This window comes from Pseudomonas sp. CCI1.1, assembly GCF_034348165.1.
Lineage (GTDB): Bacteria > Pseudomonadota > Gammaproteobacteria > Pseudomonadales > Pseudomonadaceae > Aquipseudomonas > Aquipseudomonas paracarnis.
Map to the genome: position 1 here is coordinate 1,905,864 of NZ_CP133780.1, position 16,427 is coordinate 1,922,290.

Below are 16,427 nucleotides of genomic sequence, written 5' to 3' on the forward strand. Positions count from 1 at the left end.
GTCGCGGTGATGCTATCGCAGGCAAGCCAGCTCCCACATTTGATCAAGCACATTCATACATTTGAGGCCATTTTAAGACTGATGAACCTGCCCTTCTTTGCCCGGCGCCTGCTGCGCCCCTTGCTCGACCCCTACCGCCGCTTTCGCCATGCCAAGCTGATCCACGCCGCGCGCGTATCGGTGGGTTTGCTGGCAACCATCCTGCTGACCACCGGCCTCAACCTGCCTCACGGGGAATGGGCGTCGGTGACCATGCTGATCGTCATCGGCGGGTTGCAGCACCACGGCAATATCGGCAAAAAAGCCGTCGAGCGCGCCTACGGCACCTTGATCGGCGCCAGCGTCGGCTTGCTGCTGGTGGTGCAGCAGGCTTACTTCGGCCTGCCGTTGCTCACCTACCTGTTGATGTCGGTGGTGTGCGGGTTCTTTTCCTATCACGCCATCGGCAAAGGCGGCTATATCGCACTGCTGTCGGCGATCACGGTGTTTATCGTCGCCGGCCACGGCGATAACCCTATCTCCGATGGATTGTGGCGCACCGTCGATATCCTGATCGGCATTGTGCTGGCCCTGGCGTTTTCCTTTGCCTTGCCGTTGTACGCCGTGTATTCGTGGCGCTACAACCTGGCCAGCGCCCTGCGTGACTGCGCGCAGATTTATAGCCGGATCATCAATGGCCAATCGGTAACTGACGATGAACACCTCAAGCTGCTCAACCGCTTGAACGGGGCGATGGTGCAACTGCGCTCGTTGATGCCGTCGGTGTCCAAGGAAGTGCGGATTTCCATGACTGAACTGGATGCGATCCAGCGGCACCTGCGCCTGTGCATCAGCACCCTGGAGATTCTGGGCAATACCCGGCCGGACCCGCGTGATGAGCAGGCCACGGCGCGGATGCGGGTGATGTTGAAGGCCGAGCATCGGCAGATTCGGGTGCAGTTGGTGGGGATGGCGCGGGCATTGAAGTCGGGGGTGACGGAGCGGTTGGAGCGCAGCGGCTACGCAACCGGCAGTGAGTCTGCGCTGGATGCGCCGGTTTACAGTGCGTTGGATGGGTATCGGTTGTTGACGTTGCAGTTGGCGGCGAATGTGGATGCGATGCGCGGGCGGCTGTCCAAGCATTCGTCGCACTGGAAGATTTGAATTCATGAGCAATTGGGACGGATCAATAGATGACATCGATCCGTCCCTTTTTATTCACCTTTTCAATAAACTCCGTTTCAACTAAAAAATACCATACCCATAGGCGTTTCCAGACCACTGATCACGGTTGAATCCGAGACCATTCGATACCTGGACACTGTAATGAGCGTTGGGGGACTCAGGTGGAATACCTTCATCAACCCAAGCAACATCATGGTTAGGGAACGCGCGTCCAAATGCGCTGTAGAGACTTCGAGCAGTATCATATTTAAGCATGATTGCACCCGAGCTTCTGATTTGGTTGTAGACCGTTTGCCACGGCGCTAACCCGCCGTAGTAGCGACATATCCTACCGCCTCCTGACGTCTGGACGATGTAGCTTTTCGTCTGGCTCGCGGTGTCTGAGACGGTAATTGTTGCACTACCTACCCCTGTGAATGTAAGTCGTCCGCTGTACAAGTCGACGGTAACTACCGATGCATTACTTGAACGGTATGTCAGGGTTCCCGACCCGCCAGTGGCGGTACGGCCAACTGCGCCTGTATATGCCACATCAGTGAACCCGAAGTTCTGTAACACCCATCCACGCAAATTAACGTACAGAGTACTTTCATTCATGGTTATCCCACGCAGGGTCTTGACGGTGTAAATCGTTGGAAGGAACTGGACGGCATTTGCCTTGCTCTCTTTCCCGTTAAACTCCACCTCGATAATTGACGTTAATTCCGAGTTATGAGCCAGCCTTGTCAGCCAGCTACGCAGCACAGCTTTGTCCACGAGCCCATTGGCGGCTTCTGTTTGGGTAATCAAAGCTCCATCGACGGTGAGTACATGCAGAGGTTCCACACCCGAACTGCTGCAGGTGATCCATGCACGTTGCAGGCCCGCACTCAGGGCCCACTTAATGACTGACAGCAACCCATCGCCGGTAAAGGTAGTCAGGTCCAGCGTGCCCCTATTAATAACACCGTTGATGAGTGGCTGCGGTAAGTCCGTGGCCGCAATCGTATCGACTTTCACCGTCTGCACCTGCGACGGGATTGGGTCGGCTACGCCCGTGCGCACCACCGAATACTTCAAGCACACGGTACTGTTCACACTGCGGTGCAAGACCTTGACCGAGGTCAGGTTGAACACCACCGTGCCCCCATCCAACCCATTCTCGACCGCCGTATGGTGGGTACCATCGGCAAAAATCCATTCAAACGTTATGCGATCCCGATTGCTCATACCGGTGTAGCGAACAGTGACCGTCGTATTGTGCTCAATCGGCAGCGGGTCCACCGTCACGTTCGGCCCGGTGTCGGTGGTGCCATTGATAAACGGGTGGGGCAATACGCCCGGCAGGGACTGGATGGTGTAGTGGCGCTCGCGGAACAACACCGCATTGGCCTTGTTGAAACTGCGGTCAAAGCAGACCCAGAAACGGATGGTTAATAGCGTTCCATCCTTGAGCTTGCGCAGTTCGTCCACGGGGGTCGGTGGCAGGATCCCAGTGCGTTCGCCTTCTTCGGTCACGAGGTTGTTGGTGTAGGTGGCCTCGAAGTATGGCGTCTCTGGAACGGTATCATAGGTGCCGCTGTACTCCATCCAGATGCGCTGAGCCCGATGAATGAAGTGCCAGATATTGATCATCGTGCGCTCGGTTCCATTCAACTTGGAGGTCTCGAGCACCGGGGCGTCCCCAATCCCTTCGATGGTCGGGATCGGCAAGGTGGTCAGGTTGAGCAGCAGCAGGTCGAGGATTGGAGAAGGTGTTTCTCGTCCGTTACGTATGAGGAAGTACTGCACGTTGATCCGTTGGCCAAATGGCGCAATATTGGCGCCCACGACTTCAGGCGGGACGGTGAAGTCCACGGTTTTACGGGTGTTGCCGTCTTGGGTTTCACAGTGGCTGCCGATGTCGGGAATGCCGGTCCAGCACGCTCGGATACGGTCGGTCGGTAGCATCTGCGCGAAGGTGACCCGAATGGTCGCACCGGCGGTAACCGCTTCCGGTGCCAATTGGTCGGGGGCTTTGGATGCTTCGAGGACTTCCGGGCAAGGCAGGTCACCCAGCGCCTTACCGACAGTCACTTCGAGTATTTCAGAGCGCAGGGTGCGCCCACCATTCGCGGGGATCATTGAATAGCTCAAGCGAATCACGCCGCCCAGGTTGGTGTCGGCGTAGTGCCGATCCAGCGAAAAGTGCACTGGACTTCCTGCGGTGGCGGGATTCAGGCGGATGTCACCCTGGGTGCTGCCGTCCACAGCCGTCCCTGTCAGGCGCCATGTAAAGACATCGCCATCGTAAGTTTCAGCGTAGGGCAGCGTGATGTCGAGCTGGCCAAACAAGTCATCTGGGTCTAGGTTGTCGTCCTCATCGACCCGGTCGATTTCCGGCCTTGGCATTTCGGCAATACGCTCGCCGAACCGCACATACGTCGACTCCGACTCGCGGATGGCCTGCGTCCCTGTACCCAATGCCCGCATGAGGCCGTCGTCTACCGTGTAGAAAACCCGCACATCGCCCAGCCCGATAAATCGAGCGAAGTTGGCTTGGGTTACGGTACGAAAACGGGTGGGCGGTGGTGGAGCGCCTGCGTTATGGCGTTGTTCGTATTCAACGAGCCCGCCACCCGGTAGAACAGCCTCCAGCCGCAGCCTGACCAGATTATCCGGATCGTAGGGCGTATAGGCCGGGTTCGGATAATTAATGGTGATGTAAGGCTCTTCGGGGTCAATCAAGCCGGCATCGGCCTGCACCACCGTGACTGCCGGCATGTCCGCAATCGTGCCAGAGATCAGGATCGTCAGGGATTGGGACTTGGCCAGTAAGGTGCCCAGCGGGAACTCAAGCCGCCAGGTGATCTTCATCGAGCCTTGGATCAATTGTTTGATGGTGTCGTCATCGACAGGAAACGAAGTCGGCCAACCCGGGTCCGCGCGCTGATCGGTCAGATCGAGTTCAAACGTTGACTCATCGGCGTGAGTACCACTCAAGGTTGCAATGACGCGAGTATTCGCCGGGACAAAACGGCCATCCGGAAGCTGAAAAGGCGTGACTACCTGAACAGCAAAGAATTTCCCTGCATCCTGATCATAATTGACCGAGGTGACCGAGGTGGAGCCGACGAGGAAGCGCGCCCGCCTGAGCAGGCTGGGGTCAAGCTCGGCCTGTACATGCACGGCCTGAGAAAAGTGCTCGACATGCCCGGAGCGGTTTTCCACTTCATCGAGCACCTGATAACGTATCGGTAGGAGGCCGCTGCCGGTGCCGATGACGCTTGCCGGAACTTCCACTTCAATCGGCTTTGCCCCGCTGGCGTGGTCGTCATCGAGTTGGAAAACCACCACCTGCGCGATCGTGTCCCAATACAAAAGAATCTTGTCTCGCACACGTTTACCGGGGTAATCGAGCGTGAACACTACGCCTTGGGCGGCGCGCTCCGGAGTCAAGACTGCGCCGGGCGCTGCGAGGTCGTCCGGCAAGCTGAGCAGCAATTTGTCGTGGTACCCCAGCCCGGGCTGTTCATCCAGGCCAGGTCGCGTGTCCTTGACGAAGACAGTCAGCTCATCTGAGGTACTTGGCGTGCCAGAGCCATTACGGACAACGCGTACAAACACAGGAAAGGATAGCCCCCGCGGTATACTTTCCTCGTTGATGGCCAGTTGAAAAAAGTTTTTGCCTGTTTCCTCTGGTTTGACGGTGTGAAAGCCCAGGCGCAACGTACGGCTGCCGTGGAAGTACTCGCAGGTATCACCCGCTTGCAAATTAATCCAGCGCAAAATGGTTACATATAGGTAAGTATCGAGATGCCGCACGCCTAGGCCCCTGTCAGCCCCAACCACGTTGAGCACCGGGTTCGAGTAGGCCGGCGGGTCGAGATCATTGCGGGGAGTGGATGAGCTTCGCGCTACCGGAAAGCGCTCTTCGGGGGCATGTAATTTGGACATGGCTGAACTCCTTGGCTGGGGCCTTGACGGCTATGGGACAAGGAAATCAGACGCTTGAAAGGGATAGGCGTCTAGCTGTCAAAGATGACAGTGGCGACGAGAGGTAATACAGCGAGCAAAAGCGCCGTTAATACAATGTCCGCACATTCACATTTCTTCTTACATATTTTTCACGTTTTATTCACAAGCCGAGACGTAGTGTGAAGCCTCATCCGTTACAAACGTTGCATATCAAGCCCGCCGCCCCAGCGGGCTTTTTTTTGGTGCGCCAGGCATGGCGCGTTGCGCGCAAGCGCAACCAGCTTGGCTGTGGTGGCCACGCTGGTGACTGGGAGGTGAAAGTCCTCTACACACCCGGCAAGGGGAAGTGTTAGCCAGAGGCAAGGGTGTCGCGGGTGACTGCGAATCTGAAGGAAGCCCGAGGCAAAATGCTGGCCTGACGAACAGGAAGCGGATAGAGGCGGCGCAGCGGGGTAAGAAGGCCAAAATCTTCAAAGCCCAATACTTGCACGGAACGCTGTGACGTAGATCCGACAGGCATAAGCAGGAAGGTCGCGCGAATTACCCTGGGAGATCTGCACGTTTGCCAGTGTGCTACCGAGCGTCGAGAGGCGATGGGATGAGCGTGCAGAAGTCAGCCGAAGCCGTAGTAAGTGGCGAATAACCGCGCCACCAAGGGCCGAACAGGTTATGCCGCCAGTAGGCGTCAGAGTCTCGTTGAATACCGAAATGCAGAAATTTCTCCAAGAGAAGACTGTGACTCCGAGTCCCGGACAGAATCCGAGGATGACGGCTGACAGCGCAAAGGTATCGACGGCATCTGTGACGTGGACGAACGCGGAGCCGGACACGCTGATGGCGCGGGTGCTTGCACCGGCCAACCTCAGACGTGCGTATCAGCGCGTGGTCAGCAACAAGGGCGCGCCGGGTGCCGATGGCATGACGGTCGACGACTTGGCGGACTACGTGAATCAGTATTGGCCGATCCTCCAGAGGAGGTTGCTGGCCGGCGAATACCACCCGCAAGGTGTACGCGCCGTCGACATCCCCAAACCCAAAGGCGGCACCCGACAACTGGGCATTCCCTGCGTCGTGGATCGCCTGATCCAACAGGCACTGCTGCAACAGCTCACGCCGATCTTCGACCCGCTGTTTTCGGATTACAGCTACGGCTTCCGTCCGGGCAGAAGCGCCCACCAAGCCATCGAGACAGCCCGCGCCCATGTGGCGGCAGGGCATCGCTGGTGCGTGGAACTCGATCTTGAGAAATTCTTTGACCGGGTCAACCACGATCTCCTGATGGCGTACGTGGCGCGCCAAATCGTAGATAAACGCGTGCTCAGACTGATCCGGCGGTACCTCCAAGCCGGTGAGATGTCGGGTGGGATCGCCAGCCGACGGCAGGAAGGGACGCCGCAAGGCGGCCCGCTCTCGCCGTTGCTGTCGAACATCCTGCTCAACGAACTCGACCGCGAGCTGGAACGGCGGGGTCATCGCTTCGTGCGTTATGCCGACGATGCGAACATCTATGTGCGCAGCCCTCGTGCTGGCGAACGAGTGATGGCCAGTGTTGAGCGCTTCCTGAATCAGCGCCTGAAACTAACGCTGAATCGGGATAAGAGCCGAGTAGCCGGGTCTTGGATGTGTGATTACTTGGGTTACGGGATGAGCTGGCATCAGCAACCGAGACTGAGAGTGGCGACGATGAGCCTGGGTCGCTTGCGCGACCGGCTCAGAGAGCTGCTACGTAAAGCGCGGGGCCACAAGGTGGCGACTGTCATCGAGCGGATAAACCCCGTGCTGCGCGGATGGGCGGGCTACTTCAAGCTGAGCCAGAGCAGACGGCCACTTGAGGAATTGGACGGCTGGGTGCGTCACAAGCTTCGCTGTATCGTCTGGCGTCAATGGAAGCGGCCCTCTACGAGGGCGCGCAACTTGATACGCTTGGGACTTAATGCGGCGCGGGCGTGGAAATCGGCAGTCAATGGCCGAGGCCCATGGTGGAACTCGGGAGCGCCCCATATGAATCAGGCGTTGCCGAAGAAGCTGTGGGACCGCCTCGGGCTGGTCTCGATACTGGATACGATAAACCGACTTAACCGTATAACCTGAACCGCCGTATACGGAACCGTACGTACGGTGGTGTGAGAGGACGGCGGATGTGAATCCGCCTCCTACTCGATCCTGCCTTTTGGTGCTGGAAAACGCCCCGCTTTTGTAGGAGCGAGCTTGCTCGCGAAGAACGTAATGACGGCGCGGTTAACCAGAATGCCCGCGTTATCGTTGACGTTATTCGCGAGCAAGCTCGTTCCTACAGGGGTTTGAGGATTGGCTTCAGCGTGTGGCTTGTTCGCGAATGGCGCGCTGGGTATCCAGCACCTTCGCCAACGCCGTTTCAGCCTCTGCACTCTGCTGCGGCACTCGGATCGCTGCCGACACCAAGGTAATCAGCTTGGCCATCACCTCGGCATCCGTGGCGGGGCGGCCCAGGCTCATGGAGTTCATCAGCAAGCGCAGTTCGGTGCCGGCCATGACGCCGGAGATGGCCTTGAGTGCAAATTGCAGGCGCACCCCCAGTTCATTACGTGGCAAATCCGGCAAGGCCAGGGCGAAGGCTTCGAAGAACCGCTGGAACACCGGCTGGTAATGGACCTTGAGGTATTCCTGAATGAACGGCGACGTGTCGCTGTAGACCCGGCCCAGGAAGCGGATGAACGAACGCCCTTCCCCGCTGGCTGGGTCGCTGCGCTCCAGGCCCATGGCCGGGGCAAACAGCACGCCCAGTAGCGTGTCGCAGTCCAGTGGGCCATCGGATTCGGCTTCACAGCGCGCGAGCAATTCCAGGCGCTGCTCGTTGAGCGGCTCCAGGCGCTGCATCAGCAGGGTTTTCATCAGGGAGTCCTTGTCCCCGAAGTGGTAGTTCACCGCCGCCAGGTTGACCTGGGCGCGTTCGGTTATCTGCCGTAGCAACACGGCGTCATAGCCGTACTTGATAAAAAGAGCCTCTGTCGCATCCAGCAGTCGAGTCTTGGTAACGTTTGGAGCGCTGAGTTTCTTCGCGACCATATGGGTTCCACGGCGGAAATATTGTTTTAAAAAATAATTTGATTTTTTATACCGGGGCGGCCCGTCGAAAGCAAGTAGTGACACTCCGCCATATCTTCCAAAGCCTGTATAACCGGGCTTTTGAGACCAGGTATGGGATTTTTGTGAGCCACACACAGGTGACGGCGAAATCGCTTCGAGAGAGAAAACCGCTCTACCTCCGTGGCTGGCGAAGCGTCAGGAAGGCAGTTACTATTCAAACAATATTTTAAAAACAAGAAATAAAACCAGTCCGTGACGCGTACAGGCAGCTTCCGAACTTGTTACAAGGGTTTTCGGGGAGCAAGTCGGCACCGTCGAGACTGCAGGCGTAGTCATGATGACACAGACCCCCGCGCAACCCGGCTTGATTTCCCTGCAAGGCATCGGCAAGCGCTATCAGCTCGCCGGGCAAGAGTTGAACATTCTCAATGACGTGTGCCTGTCCATCGCCAGCGGTGACAGCTGCGGTATCCTCGGTGCCTCCGGCTCCGGCAAAAGCACCCTGCTCAACATCCTCGGCCTGCTGGACCTGCCCAACTGCGGCCAATACCACTTTGCCGGCCACGATATTTTCAACGCCACCCCCGATGAGCTGGCGGCGATCCGCAACCAGCAGATCGGCTTCGTGTTCCAGAGCTTCAACCTGCTGCCCCGCCTAAGTGCCCTGGACAACGTCGCACTGCCCTTGAGTTATCGCGGCGTGTCGCGGCATGAATCGGTGGAACACGCCCAGCGCATGCTCGCACAAGTCGGCCTCGCCGAACGCGCCCACCACCGCCCCGCCGACCTCTCCGGCGGCCAGCGCCAGCGCGTGGCCATTGCTCGCGCCCTGGTAGGCAACCCCTCGGTGATTTTGGCCGACGAACCCACCGGCAACCTCGACAGCACCACCGCCCAAGAGATCATGGACCTGCTGTTGAACCTCAATCGTGACCAACAGGTGACGCTGATCATCGTCACCCACGACCCCCACATTGCCGACCGCCTGGAGCGCAAGATCCTGGTGCGCAACGGCGTGGTGCATGAGGCCGGGCGCCCATGAGCCTGCGGGTCGAGCAGAGCCTCAGCCAACTGCTGCATGAAGCGTTTATCAGCCTGCGTACCTTGGGCAAGCGCTCGATTCTGGCGCTCCTGGGGATCGTCATCGGCAGTTCCTCGGTGGTGGCGCTGATCAATATCGGCCACAACGCGGCGGTGGATGCGGCGATGATTTTCAAGGACATGGGTACCGACACCCTCATCGCCCAGTTCCCGCCCAAGGGCAGCAGCAACGTGCCGATGCGCACCCAGCTCGACCTCGACGCGGTGCGCCAGGCAGTGCCAGGCATTGCCCATATCGGCGCGCTCAGCCTGTTCAGCGGGCCCATTGTGTTTCATGGGCGGACCGCCAATGCCAACTTTGTCGGCAGTACTGCGGGCATCCAGGACGCCATGCGCCTGGCGCTGCGTGAGGGGCGCTTCCTGTCACCCTTCGATGCCAACGAAACCTACGGAGTGATCGGCGACCAACTCGCCCAGGCCCTTGGCGCGCCAGGTGACCCGCTGCAACTGGGCGACCGTGTGCGTATCAACGATTACCTGTTTCTGGTGGTGGGCATCCTGCGCAACCAGCCCAGGGCCATGCTGATGCCGGTGCAAGCCAACGAATCGTTGTTTATTCCCGCCGAGGGCATGCGCCGCATCTACGCCAACCCGCAGATCAACAACCTGATCATTCGCGCAGCGCCGGGACAGGACATGGAACGTATCGCCAGGGATGCCGCCGCCGCGCTGCAACCCCAGCTCACCGACCATAGCGTCGACATCACAGTGCCCCAGCAAATGATCGATGGCATGACCCGCCAAAGCCGCACCTTCGCCTACCTGCTGCTGGCCCTCGGCGCGATCTCACTGGTGGGCGGCGGTGTCGGGGTGATGAACGTGATGCTGATGAACGTCTCGGAACGCCGCCGTGAGATCGGCATCCGCATGGCCTTGGGCGCACGCCAGCGGGACATCCGTAATCTGTTTTTGCTCGAAGCGGTCACCCTCACCGCCGTGGGGGCCCTGTGCGGCGCAGTCCTGGGCATGACTGCCGCCTGGGTGTATGCGTGGCTGTCGGGCTGGGCGTTTTCCCTGGCGGTGGCCGCGCTGCCCCTGGGCGTGGGCAGCACGTTGCTGGTGGGGTTGTTCTTTGGCATTTATCCTGCGGTGTCGGCCTCACGCTTGCAGCCGGTTGAGGCCCTGCGCGATGAATAAGTACCTGGCACTGCTCATGCTGATCAGCCTGCCGGGCATGGCCGCCGATGTGGTGATCACCCCTCAGGCCCCCAGCACTACCCGCAGCGGCTACGAGCGTAGCGTCTCGCTGAATGCCCAGGCCACCACCATGACCCTGGGGGACGCGGTGTACCTGGGCCTGCGTAATAACCCGGCGATCCGCAGCGTCTACTTACAACGGGTGGCGCAGAAGTTCGACCTGCGCGTGGCCGAAGACGTGTTCAACCCCAAGCTCACCCTCAACAGCTATTACCGCAGCACCCGCGGCTCCCAAGACAATGCGCGCAACGCCAACGTCGCGCCCACCAGCAGCCTGCTCGGCGAATACGGCACGCGCTTGAGCATGGCCTGGACCCAGCAGTTGAACAATGCCAACCGCGCCGGCCGCTACCGCAGCGACGGCCTGGACCTGGCGATCATCCAACCGCTGATGCGCGGGGCCGGTTGGGATGCCACCACCGCACCGCTGCGCCTGTCGCGCCTGGCCGAGCAGGCCAACCGCCTGAACCTCAAAGCCACCGTGGCGCAGACCATCAGCCAGATCATCGCCACCTACCGCGAATTGTTGCGCGCTCAGGAACAGTTGGTGATCGTCCAGGAAGCGCTCAAACGCTCCACTACTTTACTGGAGGTGAACAAAGCGCTGATCAGCGCCGGGCGCATGGCCGAGTTCGAGATCGTCCAGACCGAAGCCGATATCGCCACCCAGCAATTAGGCGTGGAAGAAGCGCGCAACCAACTCGACACCAGCCGCCTGGCGTTGCTGCGCCTGCTGGCCCTGGACCTGTCGACACCGGTGCGTGCCACCGAGGCGCTGGAAGCCACCCCCCTGGAGATCGACAAACGCCAGGCCTTCAACCTCGCGCAAAACCAGCAACCGGAATACCTCGCCGCCCTGCTCGGCAGCCAGCAGGCCGACCTCAACCTGGTGATCGCCAAGGACTCCGGGCGCTGGCAAGTGGACCTGGTCGCCGGCGCCAACCAGGTGCGCGCCGCCACCGACAACGACAACGGCCATGACAATAACCGCACCTGGGACAGCTACGCCGGGGTGCAGGTGCAGATCCCCATCGGCGATATCAGCACGCGCCAGGCCGAAGTGCGTGCGCGGGTGAATGTGGAGGATCAGGAAATCCGCATTACCGACGCTCGTCAGGAACTGGAGCGTAACGTCAACAATGTGGTGCGTGACCTCGGCACCCGCTGGCGCCAATATGAAATCTCCAAGCGCGCCGTGGAGTTGTCCAGACGCAAGATCGAGATCGAGCGGGAAAAGCTCAGCGCCGGGCGCTCCACCAACTTTCAGGTGCTGAGCTTCGAGACCGACCTGCGCAACGCCGAAAATGCCCAGCTCAATGCGCTGATCGCTTATTTGAACGCCCAGACCCAGCTCGATCTGACCCTGGGCATGACGCTGGAAAGTTGGGAAATTGCCCTCAATGACTACTAACAGAAAATCCCTGCTGGCCGTTGCCTTGATCCTGCTGTTGGCCGGCGCGGCCGCCGGCCTGCTCATTCAACGCAGCGGGGCTGAGCAAGCGGCTACAGGCGAACAGTGGCTGGCCGTAAAGCCCGACCCATTGGTGCACCAGATCGGCCTGGTGGGCAAGATCGAGCCTGACACCACCGTCGTCCTGACAGCACCGTTCGACGGCAATGTGCTGGCCAACCTGGTCGAACAAGGCCAGCGCGTCGAGGCCGGCCAGGTCCTGTTGCGCATGGACCCGGCGACGCTTGAAATACAGCTGCGCGACGCCCTCTCCGCGCAACTCAAGGCCCGGCGTACCGTGCAGGAAATGCAGGACTGGGGCAGCAGCCCCACCGTCAGCCGCGCCCGTCGCAGTTTACGCACCGCTGAAATGACCGCAGGCAACACCCAACGCAAACTCACCGAGAGCGAAAACCTGTTCAAGCGCGGCATCATCCCGCGCAACGAACTGGATGACCTCAAACAGCAAACCCAGCAACAGCAATTGGACTTGGTGGCGGCGCGCAGTGAGCTGCAACAAGCCCTGGACCAAGGCCAGGGCGAATACCGGCAGATCGCCGAGATGGAGCTGACCAATGCCACGGTGAAGTACCAAGCCTTGCAAACACTGCTCGAAGGCAAGGAGGTCAAGGCGTCCTTCTCCGGCATCGTAGTACCGGCGCCCGGCAACACCAATACCGCTCAAGGTGGCGGCAATAACAACGCGCCGGTGCAGGCCGGCAGCAAGGTCAGCCAGGGCCAGGTGCTGTTCGGCCTGGCCAATATCGAACGCTTGAAAATCGTCGCCAAAGTCTCAGAGCTGGATATCAACCAGTTGCGTCAGGGTCAGGCCGTTGAAGTCATGGGCGATGGCTTTGATGGCGAGCGGCTGTCGGGTTCAGTCAGTGTGGTCAGCGGCCTGGCCATCGCCAGCGACAGCCAGGGCAGCGCGCAGTTTCCGGTGACCTTGTCGATCCCCACCCTGACGCCCCAGCAGTTGCAGCGGGTGCGTCTGGGCATGAGTGCGCGGTTGACGATTGTCACTTATAACAATGACCAGGCGATCGTGATTCCCAGCCAGGCGATCCAGGCGGACATGACGGTGGAGTATCGGGCGGCGATGGATAAACCGGTGCAGCGGGTGAAAGTGACCCCTGGGCAATCGACGCCCCAGGGGGTTGAGGTGTTTGGGCTGACATCCGGGTTTGTGAAAATCTCAAGATAAAAGGAGAACACAATGTGGGAGCGGGCTTGCCCGCGAAAGCGGTGTGTCAGTCACTGCATCTGTTACTGCACTAGCGCTTTCGCCGGCAAGCCAGCTCCCACAGTCAAACCTGTACCAGCCTGGCGGCCAGCGCCTTGGCCTGCAGGGCCACATCGGTCACCGCCGTGCTCTCCCACCACATGCCCCGCAACGGCGGCCCCATGGCGAACAGTCGCTGGCTGACCTGGCCGCGAGCATCCAGCACCGCCCCCGTTGCATCCGCCGCAATCCCCAGCGCCAGCGGCCCAGGCTGGACCAACCCACGCTTGAGCAATTGCTGCGGTAAAGGCCGGGCCACTCGGCGCCAGTCGTATTCGATGCCGCTGGAATTGATCAGCGCAGCGCCCAACACCTGGGTGATCACATCCTCGCCACGGTAGCGCACCGCAATGGCAACTCCCTCTTGCGACGGCACCAAGCCCTTGAACGACGCCGCCTGAATCCGCAATCGCCCTTGCTCCTGCAACCGCGCCACCAACTGCGCGCTCAAGGGCGGCGAACGGTGGTGATGGCTTTCCCACCAAGGCCGTACATGCCGCACGAACTGGCGCTTGTGAGCCTCACTGGCCTGGCTCCACAGGCGTGCTATGTGCACGCGCACCGTGTCCAGCGGTGCCTGCCAGTCAATACCTTGCCTCAGCGCGAGCTGGCATTGGCGTCGCACCTCACGCAGCAATTGTCGGGGGCTGCTCAGGCTGTGGTCAGCGGCGAGGAAGTCGTCCCAGCTCGGCGGTTGCCGGCGTACATGGGGCAACAGGCCGTGCCGCGAAAAAACCTCGATAGGTCCGCGATGCCCGGCTTGTTCCAGGGAGACTACTGCATCGACCATGGTCAGTCCGGAGCCGATGATCAGTACGGTCGATTGTGGGTCGAGACGAGCCATCGCGGGGACATCCCAAGGGTCCAACGCGGCGGCATTCAATCCTGTGGACTCGGTCTGCGGAGTGCGCGCCGCCGCAAACATGCCGGTGGCCAATACCGCACAGGCGCCGCGCAGTTGCTCGCCAGTATCGAGGGTCAACAACGCCGAGGTGGGGTCGACTTGCAGGTCTACCCCTTCGGCGCGGATGTGCTCGACGATCGAGGTGGACACTGCCTTGGCTTGCGCCAGACGCTTCTGGGCGTACAGGCCGAAAAGCCCCCGCGGCGGGAACAGTTCGCTGATGGGCACATGCTGTTGGTACGACTCGGGCCATCCGCCGGCGCTGATGTAGTCGGTGAGCCATTGGGTCAGGTCGTCGGCGTTGTCCGGGTCAACGCTCATGCGCGCCGCATTGCCGTTTAGCGTATGGCCCAATTCGACCGCGCTGTAGGCTTCGCCGCGCCCCAGTTCCGCACGGGGTTCGACTATCAGGATGCGCCGCGTGCCCGGCAGGCGCAGCAGTTGCACGGCCAGCATCGTGCCGCTCAGGCCACCACCGATGATCAGTACGTCTGCAACGCGGGTGGATTCACTCATGCCAGTTCGCCCTTATTGTTGCTCAAATCACCACATTTCGAACAAACCGTACCGCCGCGCTCCCATCATTGCGATAAGCATGGGGCTGGTGGCTGGCGAACATAAAGAACTCTCCAGCCTCGATGACAGTTTCCTGATCACCTATCACCAGCGTCAGGCTGCCCTCGAACACAAACAGTTGCTCGCTCCACCCTTCCAAATCAGGGTCCGGGCAATAACGATCACCAGGCTCAAGCCGCCACTCCCACAATTCGACTTCACGCCGTGCCGTGGCCTTGGCCAGCAACACTGCCTTACTGCCGACAATCTCGCCCGCCCAGGCCAGCTCGTTGATACGGCTGTGGTCCCGCACATCCGGCGCCTGGATCAGGTCACTGAACGCCACGTCCAACGCTTCGGCGACACGGTCCAGGGTCGACAGGCTGACGTTCTTCTCCCCCGCCTCAATCGCCACCAGCATACGCCGGCTGACTCCGGACTTTTCCGAGAGCGCGGTCTGGCTCAAGTCGGCGGCATGGCGCAGGCGACGAACGTTCTGGCTGACGTGCTGCAGGACCGAAGCCCGTTGCGGATTTTCTTTGTGCACTATATTGCTCAATAGGTGGGTGTGCGCAGTATACTGCCCAGCGTGCGGCGCATTGTGCGGTCCGTGCTTTCCCCTTGCAAGACCGAGCCGCCATGACCGCCCCGAACTCCCCTTCGCGTTTCAACCGTTTCAGTAAAGCCGAATGCATCCTGGTGGTGATCACCATGATCTGGGGCGGCACCTTTTTACTGGTGCAGCACGCCATGACCGTCAGCGGGCCGATGTTCTTTGTCGGCCTGCGCTTCGCAGCCGCGACGATTGTGGTGGGGTTCTTTTCCTTGCGCACCCTGCGCGACCTGACCCTGTTCGAATTGAAGGCCGGAGTGTTTATCGGGGTGGCGATCATGTTCGGCTACGGTTTGCAGACCATTGGCCTGCAAACCATCTTGAGCAGCCAATCGGCGTTTATCACCGCCTTGTATGTGCCGTTCGTACCGCTGTTGCAGTGGCTGGTGCTGGGCCGTCGCCCCGGCTTGATGCCCAGCATCGGCATCATGTTGGCGTTTGCCGGGTTGATGCTGTTGACCGGCCCGGCGGGGGCCTCGCTGAATTTCAGCGCGGGTGAAATCGCCACCTTGATCGGTGCAGTGGCCATAGCGGCCGAGATCATTTTGATCAGCGCATTTGCCGGCCAAGTGGATATTCGTCGGGTGACCGTTGTGCAATTGGCCACGGCTTCAGTGCTGTCGTTCATGATGGTGGTGCCGATGGGCGAGGCGTTACCCGGCTTTTCGTGGTTGCTGCTGTTCAGCGCCGTAGGCCTGGGTTTGACCAGTGCGGTGATCCAGGTGGCAATGAACTGGGCCCAGCAAAGTGTTTCGCCAACGCGGGCGACGTTGATTTATGCCGGTGAGCCGGTGTGGGCAGGCGTTGTGGGGCGGATCGCCGGGGAACGGTTCCCGCCAATCGCGATGCTGGGTGCGGTGTTGATTGTGCTGGCGGTGATTGTGAGTGAGTTGAAGACCAAGGGGCAAAAGGCTGTTGAGCTGGCAGATGCCTTGGAACAGGAGCGTCAGGGCTAACCTGGGAACGCTGGAGTGCCAGGTCTATGGTCATCGCGGGCAAGCCCGGCTCCCAGAGGGTCGGCATTTCAGTTCAGAGGGAGGTTGAAACAGTGCCAAATGGGACGTTTCAGCCTACTTTGTAGGATCCTGCCACATCTTGCCGTTTGGTGATCATGAAAGCGGCACGTATGATGCATCCCAAACTCCCGCAGATTAGAAGC

At 60.1% G+C, this 16,427-nt stretch carries 11 protein-coding genes; 7 read left to right on the top strand and 4 right to left on the bottom strand.

Annotated elements, in window-relative coordinates; translation table 11 throughout:
* Window positions 1-81: 81 nt before the first annotated feature.
* Window positions 82-1,143 carry an FUSC family protein gene (locus tag RHM69_RS08180; protein ID WP_032902832.1) on the top strand — a complete coding sequence of 354 codons (1,062 nt, stop codon included), beginning with the start codon at window positions 82-84 and terminating at the stop codon, window positions 1,141-1,143.
* 81 nt (window positions 1,144-1,224) lie between these two features.
* Here the strand turns inward: RHM69_RS08180 and RHM69_RS08185 are convergent, their stop codons facing one another.
* A complete protein-coding gene (locus RHM69_RS08185) occupies window positions 1,225-5,079 on the bottom strand; it encodes an Ig-like domain-containing protein (RefSeq protein WP_322255489.1) in 3,855 nt (1,284 codons plus the stop codon).
* A gap of 690 nt (window positions 5,080-5,769) precedes the next feature.
* On the opposite strand from RHM69_RS08185, the gene ltrA reads away from it, so the two are divergent.
* Window positions 5,770-7,191 (top strand): group II intron reverse transcriptase/maturase, encoded by a 1,422-nt coding sequence (ltrA, locus tag RHM69_RS08190; RefSeq protein ID WP_011805433.1) that lies wholly within the window; start codon window positions 5,770-5,772, stop codon window positions 7,189-7,191.
* Window positions 7,192-7,413: 222 nt separating this feature from the next.
* On the opposite strand, the gene RHM69_RS08195 is transcribed toward ltrA, so the two are convergent.
* Entirely contained in the window at window positions 7,414-8,145 is a 732-nt protein-coding gene (locus tag RHM69_RS08195; protein ID WP_014718925.1) for a TetR/AcrR family transcriptional regulator, read from the bottom strand.
* Window positions 8,146-8,500: 355 nt separating this feature from the next.
* Here RHM69_RS08195 and RHM69_RS08200 point away from each other — a divergent pair, with 355 nt between their 5' ends.
* Genes RHM69_RS08200 through RHM69_RS08215 form a run of 4 tightly spaced genes read left to right on the top strand, consistent with a single transcriptional unit; the run spans window position 8,501 to window position 13,118 of the window.
* Window positions 8,501-9,208: an ABC transporter ATP-binding protein gene (locus tag RHM69_RS08200; RefSeq protein WP_038450534.1), complete on the top strand. Its 708-nt coding sequence runs from the start codon at window positions 8,501-8,503 to the stop codon at window positions 9,206-9,208.
* Window positions 9,205-10,404, top strand: coding sequence for an ABC transporter permease (locus RHM69_RS08205; RefSeq protein WP_200601209.1), 1,200 nt, complete (start codon window positions 9,205-9,207; stop codon window positions 10,402-10,404). The genes RHM69_RS08200 and RHM69_RS08205 overlap by 4 nt, the downstream gene beginning before the upstream one ends.
* Window positions 10,397-11,875 (top strand): TolC family protein, encoded by a 1,479-nt coding sequence (locus RHM69_RS08210; RefSeq protein ID WP_200601207.1) that lies wholly within the window; start codon window positions 10,397-10,399, stop codon window positions 11,873-11,875. The genes RHM69_RS08205 and RHM69_RS08210 overlap by 8 nt, the downstream gene beginning before the upstream one ends.
* Window positions 11,865-13,118: an efflux RND transporter periplasmic adaptor subunit gene (locus tag RHM69_RS08215; RefSeq protein WP_322255490.1), complete on the top strand. Its 1,254-nt coding sequence runs from the start codon at window positions 11,865-11,867 to the stop codon at window positions 13,116-13,118. Before RHM69_RS08210 ends, RHM69_RS08215 begins: the two co-directional genes overlap by 11 nt.
* A gap of 103 nt (window positions 13,119-13,221) precedes the next feature.
* Here RHM69_RS08215 and RHM69_RS08220 read toward each other — a convergent pair whose 3' ends face one another.
* The gene (locus RHM69_RS08220) at window positions 13,222-14,616 is read right to left on the bottom strand and encodes an FAD/NAD(P)-binding protein (protein WP_200601205.1); all 1,395 of its coding nucleotides are present in this window, start codon (window positions 14,614-14,616) and stop codon (window positions 13,222-13,224) included.
* A gap of 22 nt (window positions 14,617-14,638) precedes the next feature.
* Window positions 14,639-15,202, bottom strand: coding sequence for a helix-turn-helix domain-containing protein (locus RHM69_RS08225; RefSeq protein WP_038450543.1), 564 nt, complete (start codon window positions 15,200-15,202; stop codon window positions 14,639-14,641).
* Window positions 15,203-15,294: 92 nt separating this feature from the next.
* Between RHM69_RS08225 and RHM69_RS08230 the strand changes: the two genes are divergently transcribed.
* Complete coding sequence (locus RHM69_RS08230; RefSeq protein WP_019819413.1) at window positions 15,295-16,224, top strand: DMT family transporter; 930 nt, start codon at window positions 15,295-15,297, stop codon at window positions 16,222-16,224.
* Window positions 16,225-16,427: the final 203 nt, after the last annotated feature.